The organism is Pseudomonas syringae group sp. 26L6 (assembly GCF_032587815.1).
Lineage (GTDB): Bacteria > Pseudomonadota > Gammaproteobacteria > Pseudomonadales > Pseudomonadaceae > Aquipseudomonas > Aquipseudomonas amygdali.
The window spans coordinates 99,190-115,912 of the sequence record NZ_JAWHPJ010000057.1; the positions used below are offsets into that span (position 1 = coordinate 99,190).

Genomic DNA, 16,723 nt, shown 5'->3' on the forward strand with positions numbered 1-16,723 from the left:
GCATGGAATTGAATCTCTGGACCCAGAGCCTTCTTGCTGCAATGACTGCATTGTGGACCAAAGTCGCAAATTTCATCCCTAACCTGTTCGGCGCGCTTGTTGTGGTGCTGCTGGGTTTTGTCGTCGCCAAACTGCTCGACGCGCTGCTTTCCAAGCTGCTGGCCAAACTGGGCCTGGATCGTCTGGTCGGTGGTACAGGTCTGACCAAGATCATCGGCCGCGCCGGCGTCAAGGTGCCGATCTCAACGCTGATCGGCAAGATCGTGTATTGGTTTGTATTACTGATTTTCCTCGTCTCGGCTGCCGAATCGCTGGGGCTGCAGCGGGTTTCAGCTACGCTGGACATGTTGGCGCTGTACCTGCCCAAGGTATTTGGTGCGGCGCTGGTCTTGCTGGTCGGCGTGCTGCTGGCGCAACTGGTCAATGGGCTGGTACGCGGCGCAGCCGAAGGCGTAGGTATCGACTACTCCGCCGGCCTGGGACGAATTGCTCAAGGTCTGGTCATCATCATCAGTATTTCGGTTGCGATCAGCCAGCTTGAGGTCAAGACCGACCTGCTGAACCACGTTATTGTGATTGCCTTGATTACCGTTGGTCTGACAGTGGCGCTTGCCCTGGGCCTCGGCAGTCGGGAGATTGCCGGGCAGATCATCGCCGGAATTTACGTTCGTGAGCTGTTTCAGGTGGGCCAGCAGGTGCGGGTGGGCGATACGGAAGGTCAGATCGAGGAAATCGGTACGGTCAAGACAACGTTGCTGACAGACGAGGGGGAGCTGGTGTCGTTTTCCAACCGCATCCTTCTCGAGCAGAGAGTAAGCAGCCGTTAAGCGGCTAACCTGCTAATGTATGCCGCCAGGTTGCCGATACAGGCCGTGGCGGACACTGACCTGACTGTCGGCAAGATTTGTTTTGAATAAACCTCAACCGTTTTCGACGCGCTACGATCCCCGCGAGCTCTCTGATGAGGAGCTGGTCGCGCGCGCCCATGTTGAGCTATTCAATGTGACGCGGGCTTATGAAGAATTGATGCGTCGTTACCAGAGAACACTTTTTAACGTCTGCGCACGTTATTTAGGGAACGATCGCGATGCTGACGATGTCTGTCAGGAGGTGATGCTTAAGGTGTTGTATGGGTTGAAAAATTTTGAAGGTAAATCTAAATTTAAGACCTGGCTTTACAGCATCACCTACAATGAATGCATCACGCAGTACAGAAAGGAACGGCGTAAGCGTCGCTTGATGGACGCTTTGAGTCTGGATCCACTTGAGGAAGCGTCGGAAGAAAAGACGCCCAAACCTGAAGAGCGGGGCGGACTTGATCGCTGGCTTGTGTATGTGAACCCGATCGATCGGGAGATTCTGGTCCTGCGTTTTGTTGCAGAACTTGAATTCCAGGAGATTGCTGACATCATGCACATGGGCTTGAGCGCAACGAAAATGCGTTACAAGCGGGCTTTAGATAAATTACGAGAGAAATTTGCGGGAATCGCCGAAACTTAATACGGTGCAAATATCTCTAACAAACTGGCAAGGTCTGGTAGACTCGCCGCTGAGTTGTCCCCCTGTGTGGGACTGCTTAATAATCATCAGATGGGGATTTAACGGATGAAACTGAAAAACACCTTGGGCTTGGCCATTGGTACTATTGTTGCCGCAACTTCGTTCGGCGCTCTGGCTCAAGGCCAAGGCGCGGTCGAAATCGAAGGCTTCGCCAAGAAAGAATACTACGACAGCGATCGTAACTTCAAAAACGACGGCAACCTGTTCGGCGGCTCCGTTGGCTACTTCCTGACTGACGATGTTGAACTGCGTCTGGGCTACGACGAAGTCCACAACGTCCGTAGCGACAGTGGCAAGAACATCAAGGGCGCCAACACCGCTCTGGACGCTCTGTACCACTTCAACAACCCAGGCGACATGCTGCGTCCTTACCTGTCTGCCGGTTTCTCTGACCAAAGCATCGGTCAAGACGCTCGCAACGGCCGTGACGGTTCTACCTTCGCCAACATCGGCGGCGGCGCCAAGCTGTACTTCACTGACAACTTCTATGCCCGTGCAGGCGTTGAAGCTCAGTACAACATCGACCAAGGCAACACCGAGTGGGCGCCTAGCGTCGGTATCGGTGTAAACTTCGGCGGCGGCAGCAAGAAAGTCGAAGCAGCACCAGCTCCAGTAGCTGAAGTGTGCTCCGACAGCGACAACGACGGCGTGTGCGACAACGTCGACAAGTGCCCGGACACCCCAGCCAACGTTACCGTTGACGCTGATGGCTGCCCAGCAGTTGCCGAAGTCGTTCGTGTTGAGCTGGACGTGAAGTTCGATTTCGACAAATCCGTAGTCAAGCCTAACAGCTACGGCGACATCAAGAACCTCGCTGACTTCATGCAGCAGTACCCACAGACCACCACCACTGTTGAAGGTCACACTGACTCCGTCGGTCCTGACGCTTACAACCAAAAACTGTCCGAGCGTCGTGCAAACGCCGTTAAACAGGTTCTGGTTAACCAGTACGGTGTTGGCGCTAGCCGCGTAAACTCGGTTGGTTACGGCGAATCCCGCCCAGTTGCTGACAACGCAACTGAAGCTGGCCGCGCAGTTAACCGTCGCGTAGAAGCAGAAGTAGAAGCTCAAGCTAAGTAATTAGCCGCTTGTACTGAAAAGCCCGGCTCAGGCCGGGCTTTTCTTTGCCTGCGATTTGCTCAGGCAGACGCTACTCAGGAGGCACGGTCAGCCAGCGCTCAGCTGTGCGTGATCAATCAGCGTTTCATTCAGCAGCTCATTGCTGCACGCAGCAACCGCGCCGATCACCAGAATGGCAGGGCTCTTCAGCTCGAAAGCGCTGGCGTCGCGCTGCATTGCGTTCAACGTGCTGCGGCACTCGCGCTGCCAGGGCAGCGAAGCATTCTCGATCATCGCCACCGGCATTTCGCCACTCATTCCGCCAGCCAGCAGGCTCTCGCGAATTTCCGCCAGCTTTGCCACGCCCATGTAAACAACCAGAGTAGTTCCGCCTTGTGCAAGGGCCTGCCAGTTGAGGCTGCTGTCGTCCTGGGTATGGGCAGTGACCAGTGTCACGCCACGGCTTATGCCGCGCAGGGTCAGCGAAATGCCGCATTGTGTTGCGCCGGCGAGCCCGGCCGTGATCCCGTTGACCAGTTCCACCGCGACGCCGCGTTCCTGCAACCACTGCGCCTCTTCACCGCCACGGCCAAAGATGCACGGATCGCCACCCTTGAGGCGCACAACGCATTTGCCCTGACGTACATAGCGCAGCATCAGGCGATGGATGAACGCTTGTGGCGTTGAACGGCAACCGCCGCGTTTGCCGACCGCGATCACTCGCGCATTCGGGCAGTGCTCAAGCACTGCGGTATTGACCAGATCATCTATCAGCACCACGTCGGCTTCGTGCAAGGCACGCACTGCCTTGAGGGTCAGTAGTTCCGGGTCACCGGGACCTGCGCCCACCAGCCATACTTTTGCGCTCATGCTGCACTCCTCATTGGGTAACCGCCACGGTGTTGATCAGTCTTTTTATTTCAGGCACGCAGGAACCGCATTGGGTCCCGCAACCCAGTTGTGTCTTGAGTTGATTCAGGTCCAGGCCGCGCTCGATACCTTCCTTTACTGCGCTCTGGCTGACGTTCATGCAGTTGCACAAGGTCTTGTCGAAGGCCTGCGTCGAGTCTTTGCCAGGCTCGCAACTGAGCGGGGCCAGCAGCCAGCGCCGCAGCGAAGCATCAATGCGTTCTTCCAGCCATAGAGCCTGCAGCCAGTGTCGGGCAAGCGTTTCACCGGCCAGGCGGATGGCAGTAATTCGGCCGTTGTCGATACGCACCCGCTTACCAATTGAGCGCTTGGGGTCGTCATAAGCCATGACTGGCCCTTCATCGAGGCCCAGTACCTGGTCAATGTGCTGCAGCAGCATCGGATCAGGCGCTTCGGCGCTGGCGGCGCGTATGATCAATGCAGGACGTTCGCGTCCGGCAAGGCCCATGCTCAGGTAGGTAAACACGTCGCACAGGGGACGCAGCCTTTCCATTTGCTGCTGCACATTGCCCTCGATAAGGGCGAAAAACTGCCAGGGCAGATGAGCTTTTTCGATTTTGACCCCGGAATGCTTGAGTTCCGGTTGTTTCGAGATCGGGTCGAAGGCTGGCTGAGTCAGAGCGTTTACGCCGCCCTTGAGAAACCGGTCGCCCCAGTGCATCGGCAAGAAGGCCTGACCGCAGGCAACACTGTCATCGCCGCCGACGGGCAACAACAGCTCGCCGCGTCGGCTGATCAGCTTGACCAGATCGCCAGGTTGCAGGTCATAACGTTGCATGTCTTGAGGGTTGAGGCTCAACAGCGCTTCGCTGACATGCCCGAACAGCCGCGCAGCGGTGCCGGTGCGGCTCATGCCATGCCATTGATCGCGCAGCCTGCCGGTGTTGAGTGTCAGTGGGTAGTCAGCATCGCGCAGCTCTTTGGCGGCGATGTAAGGCTCGGATAAAAACTGCGCACGGCCCGAGTCAGTGGGGAAAATACCATCGGTATACAGGCGTGGCGTGCCCACGCTTGCACCGCGAGGGAAGGGCCATTGCTGCGGGCCATGGAGGTCGATGAGCTGGCGGTCGATTCCGGACATATCCAGATCCCGCCCGGCCGTCAGGCCTTTGAACTCATCGAACAAGGCCTTGGGTGTGTGGAAATCGAACAGCGCAGGTGCATCGGGTTGCAGGCGCTTTTGCAGGCGCTGGGCGAAGTCCACAGTGATTGCCCAGTCGGAGCGCGCTTCGCCGGGGGGCGCAATGGCTTTGCGGACATTGGAGATGCGCCGCTCCGAGTTGGTCACCGTGCCTTCTTTCTCGCCCCAGCTGGCGGCAGGCAGCAACAGGTCGGCATAGCGTGCTGTTTCGGTGGTCTTGAAGGCCTCCTGAAGCACCACGAACGGGCAGGTTTCCAGCGCCTGTCGGATTCTGTTCTGATCGGGCAGTGATTGTGCCGGGTTGGTACAGGCAATCCACAAAGCCTTGATCGTACCGTTTTGTAGTTGTTCGAACAGTTCGATGGCCGACAAACCGGGCTTGGCGGGCAGGCTGTCGACACCCCAGTAGTGCGCAACCTGCGCACGGTGTTCGGAATTGGCTGCGTCGCGATGGCCGGGCAGCAGGTTGGACAGGCTGCCGGTTTCACGTCCGCCCATGGCATTGGGTTGGCCGGTAAGCGAAAAGGGGCCTGCACCGGGTCGGCCGATCTGCCCGGTGGCCAGGTGCAGGTTGATCAGTGCGCTGTTTTTTGCGCTTCCCGCAGTGGATTGATTCAGCCCCATGCACCACAGCGACAGAAAGCCCGGAGCTTCACCCACCCAACTGGCGCAGGTGTATAGCTGTTCCTGGGTAATGCCGCAGAGGTTTGCTACGCGTTCAGGCGGGTAATCTCGTACCAGCACTGACAGCGCCTCATAGCCCTGTGTGTGTGCGGCAATGAACTCGGGATCAATCAGGCTTTCACTGATCAGCACATGGAGGATGCCGTGAAACAGCGCAACGTCGGTGCCAGGCTGAATCGCCAGGTGCAGGTCCGCCAGTTCGCAGGTATCGGTGCGCCGTGGGTCGATGACGATGAGTTTCATCTGCGGGCGACGGCTTTTTGCTTCTTCCAGGCGACGAAACAGAATCGGGTGCGCGTACGCCATGTTGCTGCCGACGATCATCACGCAATCGCTCAGTTCGATGTCTTCATAGCTGCAAGGCGGTGCGTCGGCGCCCAGGCTGCGCTTGTAGCCGGCCACAGCCGAAGACATGCACAGCCGTGAGTTGCTGTCGATATTGTTGGTGCCGACCAGTGCACGGGCCAGCTTGTTGAACGCGTAATAGTCCTCGGTCAGCAGCTGGCCGGAAATATAGAATGCGACGCTGTCGGGGCCGTGCTCGCGGATGCTGTCGGCGAAGACGTTGGCCGCGTGCTCCAGCGCGGTGTCCCAATCGGTGACGCTGCGTGCCAGGCCTTTGCTCAGGCGTAGTTCCGGATACAGTGCGCGCGCTTCGATGTCCCCGGTCAGGTGCAGGCTTGAACCTTTGCTGCACAACTTGCCGAAGTTGGCCGGGTGCTTCGGGTCGCCGCTGACGCCGAGGATATTCTGCCCGTCATGCTCGATCAGCACGCCGCAGCCAACGCCGCAATAGCAGCAGGTGGACGCGGTCACCCGAGTGGTCCGAATGGCGAGGTTGGTCATGCGCAGGCGGCCTCTGGCGCGGCGGGTTTGCCGAACATCAGGTGATTGCGTATGGCATCAATGCCCTGGCCATCACGGATCTGCTGCAAGTACCAGCTTCCGTCCGCGGTGTCGCCATAAAGGCAGGCGCCGACCAGTACGTCGTTCTTGATCACCAGCTTTTTGTAGACACCGCCGATGGGGTCCGAGAGGGTGATGCTTTCAGTGCCTTCAGCACCCAGAAAGTCCCCGGCGGAAAACAGGTCGATGCCGGTGACTTTCAGCTTGGTCGAGGTCACTGACCCCGGATAACGGGCAAAGCCCAACTGGGCAAGGTGATTGGCACACACCCGGGCCTGCTCGAACAGCGGCGCCACCAGCCCGTAAGCGATGCCGCGATGGCTGACGCATTCGCCAATCGCATAGATGCGCGGGTCGTAGGTCTGCAAGGTATCGTTGACCAGAATGCCCCGGTTGCAGGGCAGACCAGCCTGTTCGGCCAGTTCGGTGTTGGGGCGTATGCCTGCGGCCATGACCACCAGATCGGTGTCGATCACCTCGCCGCTTTTGAATTGCACCGCGCGTACGCGGCCCAGATCATCGCCGAGCAAGGCTTCGGTCTGTTCGTTGAGGCGAAAACCCAGGCCGCGCTTTTCCAGCGCGGCTTGCAGCATCAGCCCGCTGGTTTTGTCCAGTTGGCGCTCCAGCAGCGTCTGGCCGTTGTGAATCACAGTGACCTGCATGCCGCGCAGGCTCAAGCCGTTGGCAGCTTCGAGCCCGAGCAGGCCGCCGCCGATGACCACTGCGCGTTTGTGTGTGACGGCGGTATCGATCATCTGACGGGTGTGGCCGATGTCGCGGTAGCCGATGACGCCTTCCAGCGTATTGCCGGGAACCGGCAGAATAAAGGGTCGTGAGCCGGTGGCGATCAGCAGGCGCTCGTAAGAGGCCTGGGTGCCGTCATCGGCGATTACCACGCGTTTGATGCGGTCGATCTTCACCACGCGACGGTTCAGCAACAACTGGATACCGTTGCTTTCGTACCAGGCCAGATCGTTGAGCACGATGTCTTCGAAATTCTGTTCTCCTGCCAGCACTGGGGACAGCATGATGCGGTTGTAGTTGGGGTGTGGCTCGGCACCGAAGACCGTGATGTCATACAGGTCTTCGCTCAGTTTCAGCAACTCTTCGAGTGTGCGCACGCCGGCCATGCCGTTGCCTATCATCACCAGTTTGAGTTTTTTCATCTTGCCTCCGAGTCACTGCAGCGCGTGCTCGACACGTTTCGCGCAAACAAAAAAAGGCGTCCCGCCAGTTGCCTGACGGGGACGCCTTTGTCCGGTCCCGTTCTATCGGGAGGCGCAGCCTTCATCGTTGAGGGCTACGCGTTATGAATGATCTGCACAAGACCATGCAGCGCCTGTGCCAACTCGCATTCACTTGCGTAAAGGGGATTTCGGTCGATGCCTCAGGCTATTTCTGCACTGCGTTGAGGCGTGCTGCACAGAAGCAGGGCGGTCTGGTTCAGTGATGGCTCATGAGCCAGATCACCAGGAGGAGATTGAGCAGCATCGAGATCAGTGCCAGCGTTTGCCAGACTTTGAGCGGTTCGCGTTCCAGCAACGGGCGCGGTTTTGCTACCACCGGGCGATGCTCGGCCTGCTCCATTTCCAGCAACCACTGCTCGGCGGTTTCGTAACGCTGGTGCGGGTCGGCTTGTAGTGCCTTGTCCAGACTCTGGCTCAGCCATTGCGGCAGATCCGGTCGATAACGGCTGGCGGCGATCGGCGTGCCGAAGCGGCGATGCTGAAAGGCTTCGATCTCGCCATAGGGGTAGTGGCCTGTCAGCAGGTAGTACAGCGTGACGCCTGCCGCATACAGATCTTGCTGCGGATGCGGCTCAGCGCCGTTGAAGGCTTCCGGGGCGATGTAGCTCGGGGTGCCGGGCAAGTCGTCAGCGTTGCCAGTTGACAATCCCGGGCAGTAAGCCAGGCCGAAATCCAGCAGGCGCAGTTCGCCATCATCTGCCAGCAGCAGGTTTTCCGGTTTGATATCGCGATGAATGATGTTGCGCCGATGCAGCAGGCCCGCAGCGCGCAACAGTCGGGTGGCGAGGTCCTGCCATTGAGCCAGCGGCAGCGGCCCGTTGCGCGTGAAAACCTCGGCCAGTGTATTTCCGCAATACTCGCGCATCACGTAATACAGGTGCTGACGGTCTGCCAACGGATGGACCTCGGGAAAGAAGCGCCCGGCAACCCGGCGCAAAAACCACTCTTCAAGCAATAACCCCTGGCCAGCACCCGATTCGTCATGTCGGCTGGCGGGCAGGGTTTTCAGCAGCCACGGTTGGCCGTGGGTATCGGTCACCCGATAAAGGATGGACTGGCGCGACTGCGCCGCGATATTGCCAACCGTCCAGCCTTCGAAAATCTGGCCCGCCTTGAGCGCGGGTGGCAGTGGCCATTGCTGCAATTGCAGCAGCGTATCACCCAGGTCGTCTTCGCCCAGGCTGTCGACCTGAATCAGCAGGGCGCTGGCATTGTCCTGGCTGCCCGCCAGATGTGCCGCGCTGACCAGCGTTTTCACCGCCGAATCGAGGTCGTCCTGCTCAGTCAGAATCGAGCGGATGCTTGCATCGCCAAGGGTTGCCCAGATACCGTCGCTGACCAGCAACAGCCGCTCACCTTCACACAGCTCGCCGTCCAGATAGTCCATGACCACGTATTGGTCCAGGCCCAGCGCGCGCTTGAGCACATGCTGCATGTCGGCCTGTTCCCAGACGTGGTCTTCACTGATGCGCTTTAGCGTACCGGCCTGCCAGCGATAAGCCCGGCAGTCACCGACATGGGCAAGGGTGAAGCGTCGTCCGCGCAGCACCAGAGCGCTGAGGGTGGTCAGCAAACCGTTGGCCAGCAGCCAGCGATTCTGCGCCAGCAGCAGGCGGTCGAGAGACTGGGCCACGCCCCAGGTTTCCGGCGTGGCGTAATAGTCGAGCGCCAGCGCCTGTAGCGTGGACTGCGCAGCCAGTGCGCCATCGGCACACTGGCTGACGCCGTCGGCAAGGGCGAACAGATAGCCCTTGCTGGCAGCCAGTGTCGGGGCCGGAGTCACCAGGCGCAGAGCATCCTGATTTTCTGCGCGCGGTCCGCTGGCGCTGAATTGAGCGAACTGCAGTTGCAGCGTCATCGGCGGTTCAGACTCGCGCCGCGGTCACAGCCGCCGAACCCCAGGTGGTTCTCCAGCGACGCTTGACGTTCAGCAGGCCGAACCAGGCCAGCACTGCCAGGCCTGCGAACAGCCACAGGCCCAACTGGTAATCGCCAGTGTTCTGTTTGATGGTGCCCAGACCCGCTGCCAGCAGGAAGCCACCGATGCCGCCGGCCATGCCGATCAGGCCGGTCATGACCCCGATTTCCTTGCGGAAACGCTGCGGAACCAGCTGAAAGACTGCGCCATTACCGGCACCCAGGCCCAGCATCGCGGCAACGAACAGAGCCAGTGCTGCCCACGAACTTGGCAGGTTGAAACCCACCGCCGCGATACCGATGGCCGCAACGGCGTACATCACGGTCAATGTGCGAATCCCGCCAAAGCGGTCAGCCAGCGCGCCACCGAGAGGGCGCATCAGGCTGCCGCCGAAGACACAGGCAGCGGTGTAGTAACCGGCAGTAATCGGGCTCAAGCCATATTGGTCGTTGAAATAGCCGGGCAGGGCGCTGGCCAGGCCGATGAAGCCGCCGAACGTCACGCTGTAAAAAAACATGAACCACCAGCTGTCACGATCACCCAGCGCCTTGAGGTAATCCGCCATGGATTTGGGCTTGCTGCGCTCCGGGGCGTTGCGCGCCATAAGCGTGAAAGCGATCAGGGTCAGAACCAGCGGGATCAGCGCCAGGCCGAACACGTTGCCCCAGCCGAAACTGGCGGCCAGTACCGGCGCGATCAATGCTGCCAGTACGGTGCCCGAGTTGCCCGCACCGGCTATGCCCATCGCCTTGCCTTGGTGCTGCGGTGGATACCATTGCGACGCCAGGGGCAGCGCGACGGCGAATGAAGCACCGGCCATACCCAGGAACAGGCCCAGCAGCAGTACCTGACCGTAGGTGTGAATGCCCAGTTGCCAGGCCGCCAGCAGTGCGCCGATGACAATCACCTGGCCAATGATGCCAGCGGTCTTGGGCGACAGCTGGTCCGCCAGCAGGCCCATGAAAAAGCGCAGCACGGCACCCGCCAGAATCGGCGTGGCGACCATCAGGCCACGTTGCTGAGTGGTCAGGTGCAGGTCAGTGGCAATCTGCACCGCCAGCGGGCCAAGCAGATACCAGACCATGAAACTCAGGTCGAAATAGAGAAACGCCGCAAACAGGGTCGGTTTATGGCCTGCCTTCCAGAAGCTTGTATCCATGTGTACACCTCATCATCTGCTAGTTAGTCAGTCGGGCCATGACCGCGACACGGGTATTCCAGACGCTGTGGTGGAGTATTCCGAATGACGGCGACTCCACCGGCCCCGTCGCCGGGGCCAAAACGCAAAAAACGTCGCCTCTCTGTCCACGTGAGCGGAAAGAGATGAGCGACGTCTTTGTCGTAAAAGGTGATAGCCGCCGTTGGCTACCGTGCGATTGCTAAAGCAAGAGATGGGCCAATGGCGTTGCAAGCGGTTAGCTGCAAGCTGCGAGCGGGTTTGGGTGATTCCCGGGAAGCAGGCGAGGGCCGGTCAGTGACCTTGAAGCGGGCGCTCGTCAGCAAAGCGCCGTAAAACAGGGCGCGCCGCGAGCGACAGCCTGCAGCCTGACAGTGCGAGATCAAGCGTGGTTACTGAAGACTTTATTAAAGTTCAATGGCGTTATTATTATTTCATGTGCCACTAGTTTTGGTATTAGGTACTGTCACTGTGATGCTGTTTTGATGTGCTGGTATGACGGTCTTAATAGCGATGATCAATAAGTGTTAATATTTATTAATGTTCTGTTTATTGAAGTTGTACGATAACACCAGTCTCAATATTTAATTTACATTGCCCGGTATCTCTGACAGCATTCATTGCACCGTGATTAACACGGCTCATCCATCAGGAAATGAATTTACTCTTCACTACGGCGATCTGTAATTGCAAATTGCCTGTCAATTTCGATAAATGTTTACTTTTTAAAAAGTAATCGGCTACTCGCTCTTTTTCCGGTTTTCAGTTGCCCCCAAGGGCTTGAAACACCGATCCCGGGTACCTCCCGGCAATACAGCCGCGCCGACCGGGCTGTCTTCCTCTTCGCGCTTCATTGCAGGCGCCAATAAAGGACATCATCATGAGTAACATCAATTACGCACCCACCATCTGGTCCAGAGCTGATGCGCTGAAGGTCAATGAAAATGATCCGACTACCACGCAGCCTCTGGTAAGCCCGGATTTTCCGGTCATGAGTGATACCGTATTCATCTGGGACACCATGCCGTTGCGCGAGCTTGACGGCACCGTGGTTTCAGTCAACGGCTGGTCGGTGATCGTCACGCTGACGGCTGACCGCCACCCCGACGATCCGCAGTATGTCGGTGCCAATGGCCGCTATGACATCAAGCGTGACTGGGAAGATCGTCATGGCCGGGCACGAATGTGCTACTGGTACTCGCGCACCGGAAAGGACTGGATCTTCGGTGGCCGGGTAATGGCCGAAGGTGTGTCGCCAACCACCCGGGAGTGGGCGGGCACACCCGTACTGTTGAATGATAAAGGCGATATCGACCTGTACTACACCTGTGTAACGCCGGGGGCGGCAATTGCCAAAGTACGTGGCCGTATTGTGACGTCCGACAAGGGCGTGGAATTGAAAGACTTTACGGAGGTGAAAACACTGTTCGAGGCCGACGGCAAATATTACCAAACCGAAGCGCAGAACTCGACCTGGAACTTTCGCGACCCCAGTCCGTTTATTGATCCCAATGATGGCAAGTTGTACATGGTTTTTGAAGGCAATGTCGCCGGCGAACGCGGCACGCATACAGTAGGCACCGCAGAACTTGGTCCTGTTCCGCCAGGTCATGAGGAAACAGGCGGTGCCAGATTTCAAGTCGGCTGTATCGGACTGGCCGTTGCGAAAGACCTCAGTGGTGATGAGTGGGAAATACTTCCGCCGCTGGTCACCGCAGTGGGCGTCAATGATCAGACTGAACGCCCGCATTATGTCTTTCAGGACGGCAAGTATTACTTGTTCACCATCAGCCACAAGTTTACTTATGCCGATGGTGTTACGGGTCCGGATGGTGTTTACGGGTTTGTCGGCGAGCATTTGTTCGGGCCTTACCGGCCGATGAACGCTTCCGGCCTGGTGTTGGGCAATCCGCCTGCACAGCCATTTCAGACTTACTCGCACTGTGTGATGCCGAACGGTCTGGTGACCTCGTTCATCGACAGCGTACCCACCTCTGGCGAGGATTACCGCATTGGCGGTACCGAGGCACCGACGGTGAGGATTCTACTGGAGGGCGATCGCTCGTTTGTGCAGGAAGTGTATGACTACGGCTACATCCCCGCGATGAAGAACGTGGTGCTGAGCTGACCGACTGCACGCATTAACCTGATAGCGGAAGAACGCCTGTGCGAGCAGGCGTTCTTCGCTCGTTTACCCCAGCAACTCGCTCATCGCGATAATTTGCTCGGCCACCTGAATCAGCTTTTGCTGGCGACTCATCGCCTGACGCCGCATCAGGGTGTACGCGTCTTCCTCGTTGCAATCCTTCATTTTCATCAGCAGCCCCTTGGCCAGCTCGATGCGCTTGCGTTCGGCCAGTTGCTGATCGCGGGCATGCAGTTGCGCACGCAGCGCCTGATCGCTCTCGAAACGGGCCATCGCCACGTCCAGAATCGGTTGCAACCGTTGGGCCTGGATACCCTCGACGATATACGCACTGACCCCGGACTTGATTGCCTGGCGCATCACGCCCGGATCGTGCTCGTCGGTGAACATCACGATGGGCCGCGGCTGGTCACGGCTGACCAGCACCACTTGCTCCATTACATCGCGTCCTGGCGATTCGGTGTCGATCAGGATGACGTCCGGGCGCACGGCTTCGACGCGTGCGGGCAGGTCGATGATCAGGCCGGATTCATCGATCACTTCGAAACCGGCCTCTATCAAGGCTGACTTTAGGCGACCGACCTTTTTTGCGGTGTCATTGATAAGCAGGATACGCAGCATGGTCACGTTCTCCGTCAACGACTGGCCACAGCGGGCGCGTTGTCGGCCAGCGAGTGGAGCTTGAAGCTACGCGCGTAGCCTGCGGGGTCGCTGCCGTCCCAGACCTTGCCATCGATCAACTGACTGCTGCGCAGGGTTGCAGTGGGGGCGTCGATGCCCAGCGCATCAGCTGCCTGGCGATACAGGTCCAGTTGCTGGACACGGCTGGCGACAGCGAGGTAGTCAGGATCTTCACGCAACAGGCCCCAGCGCCGGAACTGAGTCATGAACCACATGCCGTCGGACAGCCACGGATAATTGACCTGCCCCTGATCATGGAAACTGACTGCATGCGGATCCTGCCAGTGATTGCCGAGGCCGTCGCTGTAGTGGCCAAGCAGGCGCGGCTCGATGCAGTCCGGCGAGGTATCCAGATAATCCGCACCGCTGAGCAGTTGTGCGGTGCTGCGCCGATTATGGTCGCTTTCCTCGATGAAGCGGCTCGCTTCCAGTACGGCCATGATCAGCGCTCTGGCGGTGTTGGGGTTCTGCTCGACGAACTCACGGGTACAGCCCAGCACCTTGCCCGGGTGATCCGGCCAGATCGACTGGCTGGTCGCCATGGTGAAGCCCAGTTGCTGCTGAACGGCGCTGGCGCCCCAGGGTTCGCCGACGCAGAAACCGTCGATGCGCCCAGCCTGCAGGTGTTGCGCCATTTGCGTGGGTGGCACCACGACACTGGTCACATCATCGAGCGGATGAATGCCTTGGCTGGCCAGCCAGTAGTAGAGCCACATGGCGTGGTTGCCGGTGGGGAAGGTCTGCGCGAAGGTCAGCCTTGATCCGCTTTGGTGCGCGCGTTTGTCCAGTGCTTCAGGAGTGATCACGCCCGCCTCCTGCAACTCGCGGGACAGGTTGATGCACTGGCCGTTCTGGTTGAGTCCCATGAGGATGGCCATGTCGGTCGCCGGACCACCGCTGATGCCCAGTTCCACCGCATAGATCAGACCATACAGGCTGTGTGCCGCCTGCAACTGCCCGCTGACCAGTCTGTCGCGCAGCCCGGCCCAGGAGGTCTGACGCTCGAGGTTCAGGCTCAGGCCGTATGGCTGGGCGAAACCCTGAGTGGCCGCAACCACCAGCGGGGCGCAGTCGGTCAATGCCATGAAGCCCACGTCCAGGCTGTTCATTTCCGGGGCGTCACTACCGGCCACCCAGTCCAGCGCATTACCGGTTCGTTCGTTCATCGCGCGTGCTTCATCAAAGGTCCGTCCAGAAAAAAGGCGTCGTCCGACCCATTGCAATGCAAGTGTCGAAGCGACGCCGTTGTCCATGCACCGCTCCGCCGTTGGAGTGAGTGCCGATAGCGGTTTCAAGCAAGGCATATGCCATCGCCGGGGAAGAGTGAGCAACAAGTTTGTCTCGCGCCTCGCCTGACAGGCCTGCACGCGTCTATAATCGCCACCCTGAATTCAGCTGCTCACGAGCCCATCCCGCCATGTATAATCTGGCCCGCCAGTTACTGTTCAAACTTTCTCCGGAAACCTCTCATGACCTTTCGCTGGACCTGATCGGTGCAGGCGGGCGGCTGGGCCTCAATGGCCTGCTGAGCAAGTCCCCGGCGAAGTTGCCGGTCAGTGTGATGGGGCTGGAATTTCCCAACCCTGTGGGGCTGGCAGCAGGTCTGGACAAAAACGGTGCAGCCATTGATGGCTTTGCGCAGCTGGGCTTCGGCTTCGTCGAGATCGGTACTGTGACGCCACGTCCACAGCCGGGCAACCCCAAACCGCGCATTTTCCGCCTGCCGCATGCCGAGGCGATCATCAATCGCATGGGCTTCAACAATCTGGGCGTCGATAACCTGGTGTCCCGAGTCCAGGCGGCAAAGTATCGCGGCATTCTGGGCATCAATATCGGCAAGAACTTCGACACGCCGGTCGAGCGTGCGGTGGACGATTACCTGATCTGCCTGGACAAGGTCTATGCCCACGCCAGCTACGTCACCGTCAACGTCAGCTCACCCAACACGCCGGGGCTGCGCAGTCTGCAGTTCGGTGACTCGCTCAAGCAACTGCTCCAGGCCCTGAGCCTGCGCCAGCAGGAACTGACGCAGCGGCACGGCAAACGCGTGCCGTTGGCGATCAAGATTGCCCCGGACATGAGCGATGAAGAAACCGTGCTGGTGGCCTCTGCACTGATCGAGTCGGGCATGGATGCGGTGATTGCCACCAACACCACGCTCAGCCGCCAGGGCGTGGAAGGGCTGCCGCATGGCGATGAAGCGGGTGGTCTGTCGGGCGCGCCGGTGCGGGAAAAAAGCACGCACATCGTCAAGGTGCTGGCCGGTGAGCTGGCAGGTCGTCTGCCGATCATTGCCGCTGGTGGTATCACTGAAGGCCGGCATGCCGCCGAGAAGATAGCCGCAGGTGCCAGTCTGGTGCAGATCTATTCCGGTTTCATCTACAAGGGCCCTGCGCTGATTCGCGAATCGGTGGACGCCATTGCGGCAATGCCACCGGCCGTACGCTGAATCGAAGGCAAAAAAAGGGGCTCCTCGAGAGAGCCCCTGGGCGTTGGCCCGCCGCCCGGGTCGGGCGTGCATGGTACAGGTGTGAATCAGTCAATCATGTGGGTGGCCCGACAGAGGCCTGAAAGTCTTTGAATCGCCTCATCCGACCGCGTGAAGTTCGTTGAGTCTGTGGATGCCCGCAGTGCCGGTCATACCGTCCCAGTTGTCGCCGCGTCCTTCGCGCCAGCCATTGATCCATGCCTGGCGTACTGACGGTAGAGTAAAAGGGCAAAGCTCACGGGATTTACCATGAACGCCGTATTGATATCCGCGTAAAAATGCTCTTTCCAACGGATCACGCTTAAGTCTTCTCATAGGGTAATGCCCTCGTCTGTTGACTGTAATATCCCTGAGACCCCTTGATGAGGTCGGGCAGAATCTTCTGCCGTTGGTGCCCGCTGCCGGCGTCGCGGGCCTTGATGTCATAACCGTTGCGGAGATGACCTGAGACGATTTCTAACCAAAGCACAGGTCGGTGTGAATGATCGTTTTGTCATAAGCACGTCACATTCAGGTCTGTCGAGCAATAAGCGATGATCTGTTTTAACCATGATTTTTTCTGCAGCCCCTTGAACATGGGCGTTTGCAGGCTAATTGAAATCGCTTATCAGGCTCATATACTGGCTCAATGCCTTGGTTGCTTAAGCGACGAAGGGTCATGATCGGCGCTGCACAAATGTGACTTTTCAAAACACGACTTTTGATTGCGTGCCTTATTGCCGACATCGACTTGCCTGATATCTGTTCTAATACGCGCCAGAACTGCCGCAATGACATGACAGGATC

At 58.8% G+C, this 16,723-nt stretch carries 12 protein-coding genes and 1 pseudogene; 5 read left to right on the top strand and 8 right to left on the bottom strand.

Translation table 11 applies throughout. The features are described from left to right. Positions 1-2: 2 nt before the first annotated feature. From RYA97_RS25350 to RYA97_RS25360, 3 genes are all read left to right on the top strand, one after another. Positions 3-827 carry a mechanosensitive ion channel family protein gene (locus RYA97_RS25350; protein WP_002553042.1) on the top strand — a complete coding sequence of 275 codons (825 nt, stop codon included), beginning with the start codon at positions 3-5 and terminating at the stop codon, positions 825-827. Between the two features lie 82 nt (positions 828-909). Beyond that, the gene (sigX, locus tag RYA97_RS25355; protein ID WP_002553043.1) at positions 910-1,500 is read left to right on the top strand and encodes an RNA polymerase sigma factor SigX; all 591 of its coding nucleotides are present in this window, start codon (positions 910-912) and stop codon (positions 1,498-1,500) included. 105 nt (positions 1,501-1,605) lie between these two features. Then, entirely contained in the window at positions 1,606-2,640 is a 1,035-nt protein-coding gene (locus tag RYA97_RS25360) for an OmpA family protein (RefSeq protein ID WP_002553044.1), read from the top strand. A gap of 87 nt (positions 2,641-2,727) precedes the next feature. On the opposite strand, the gene cobA is transcribed toward RYA97_RS25360, so the two are convergent. The 5 genes and pseudogenes from cobA to RYA97_RS25385 all read right to left on the bottom strand — a co-directional run bounded on the left by cobA (position 2,728) and on the right by RYA97_RS25385 (position 10,604). Beyond that, positions 2,728-3,489, bottom strand: coding sequence for a uroporphyrinogen-III C-methyltransferase (gene cobA / locus RYA97_RS25365; RefSeq protein ID WP_005746075.1), 762 nt, complete (start codon positions 3,487-3,489; stop codon positions 2,728-2,730). Between the two features lie 10 nt (positions 3,490-3,499). Continuing rightward, the gene (locus tag RYA97_RS25370; RefSeq protein WP_316893310.1) at positions 3,500-6,220 is read right to left on the bottom strand and encodes a molybdopterin-dependent oxidoreductase; all 2,721 of its coding nucleotides are present in this window, start codon (positions 6,218-6,220) and stop codon (positions 3,500-3,502) included. A 20-nt stretch (positions 6,221-6,240) separates the two neighbouring features. Continuing rightward, positions 6,241-7,446 (bottom strand): annotated as a pseudogene (locus RYA97_RS25375) (NAD(P)/FAD-dependent oxidoreductase); the annotation flags it as partial. 277 nt (positions 7,447-7,723) lie between these two features. After that, entirely contained in the window at positions 7,724-9,385 is a 1,662-nt protein-coding gene (locus RYA97_RS25380; RefSeq protein WP_046832689.1) for a bifunctional protein-serine/threonine kinase/phosphatase, read from the bottom strand. Between the two features lie 7 nt (positions 9,386-9,392). Then, positions 9,393-10,604 carry a nitrate/nitrite transporter gene (locus RYA97_RS25385; RefSeq protein ID WP_002553050.1) on the bottom strand — a complete coding sequence of 404 codons (1,212 nt, stop codon included), beginning with the start codon at positions 10,602-10,604 and terminating at the stop codon, positions 9,393-9,395. Between the two features lie 898 nt (positions 10,605-11,502). Between RYA97_RS25385 and RYA97_RS25390 the strand changes: the two genes are divergently transcribed. Next, the gene (locus RYA97_RS25390) at positions 11,503-12,750 is read left to right on the top strand and encodes a glycoside hydrolase family 68 protein (RefSeq protein WP_016980862.1); all 1,248 of its coding nucleotides are present in this window, start codon (positions 11,503-11,505) and stop codon (positions 12,748-12,750) included. A 63-nt stretch (positions 12,751-12,813) separates the two neighbouring features. Here the strand turns inward: RYA97_RS25390 and RYA97_RS25395 are convergent, their stop codons facing one another. Together RYA97_RS25395 and RYA97_RS25400 are read right to left on the bottom strand one after the other, a co-directional pair. Further along, positions 12,814-13,389 (bottom strand): ANTAR domain-containing response regulator, encoded by a 576-nt coding sequence (locus RYA97_RS25395; protein ID WP_016980861.1) that lies wholly within the window; start codon positions 13,387-13,389, stop codon positions 12,814-12,816. A gap of 14 nt (positions 13,390-13,403) precedes the next feature. Next, on the bottom strand, positions 13,404-14,615 hold the full coding sequence (locus RYA97_RS25400; RefSeq protein ID WP_005779839.1) for a CmpA/NrtA family ABC transporter substrate-binding protein: 1,212 nt from the start codon (positions 14,613-14,615) through the stop codon (positions 13,404-13,406). A gap of 251 nt (positions 14,616-14,866) precedes the next feature. On the opposite strand from RYA97_RS25400, the gene RYA97_RS25405 reads away from it, so the two are divergent. Continuing rightward, a complete protein-coding gene (locus RYA97_RS25405; protein WP_057413574.1) occupies positions 14,867-15,898 on the top strand; it encodes a quinone-dependent dihydroorotate dehydrogenase in 1,032 nt (343 codons plus the stop codon). A 138-nt stretch (positions 15,899-16,036) separates the two neighbouring features. Here RYA97_RS25405 and rmf read toward each other — a convergent pair whose 3' ends face one another. Continuing rightward, on the bottom strand, positions 16,037-16,252 hold the full coding sequence (gene rmf / locus RYA97_RS25410) for a ribosome modulation factor (RefSeq protein ID WP_002553055.1): 216 nt from the start codon (positions 16,250-16,252) through the stop codon (positions 16,037-16,039). Between the last annotated feature and the right edge of the window lie 471 nt (positions 16,253-16,723).